1 protein-coding gene is annotated in these 508 nt (G+C 58.1%); it reads left to right on the top strand.

Annotated elements, in window-relative coordinates; translation table 11 throughout:
* A partial coding sequence (locus tag H6B10_RS15205; RefSeq protein ID WP_430661772.1) for an aspartate/ornithine carbamoyltransferase family protein occupies positions 1 to 508 on the top strand: 508 nt, incomplete at both ends.

The raw sequence follows: 508 nt of genomic DNA, 5'->3' as shown, positions 1-508 counted from the left end.
GTTTCCAGTGCTTCCAAGGGTGAAACGGTTGCCGATACCATCCGTATCATCAGCTGCTACGCCGACATTGCCGCCATGCGCCACCCCAAAGAGGGCGCGCCGCTGCGTGCATCCCGCTACAGCCGTATTCCGGTCATCAACGCCGGTGACGGCGGACACAGCCACCCCACCCAGACCTTGCTGGATATGATGACCATTCGCCGCCGCAAGGGTCGTTTGGACAACCTGACCATCGGTTTTTGCGGTGACCTGAAATTCGGCCGTACCGTACACAGCCTGATCAAGAGCCTGTCCCGCCTGCCGGGCATGCGCTTTATCCTGATCTCGCCCGAAGAACTGCGGGTGCCGGATTATATCATCAGCGAGGTACTGGCCCCCAACGGCATTGATTACGTGGAAACCCGCAACCTGGAAGAAGCCCTGCCCGAACTGGATATTCTGTACATGACCCGTGTGCAGCAGGAGCGTTTCTTCAACGAGGAAGATTACATCCGCCTGAAGAACAGCT

The organism is Gemmiger formicilis (genome assembly GCF_016901605.1).
Lineage (GTDB): Bacteria > Bacillota > Clostridia > Oscillospirales > Ruminococcaceae > Gemmiger > Gemmiger formicilis_B.
Note: the sequence above shows the minus strand (reverse complement) of the source record. Positions and strands in the feature narration are given on the sequence as shown.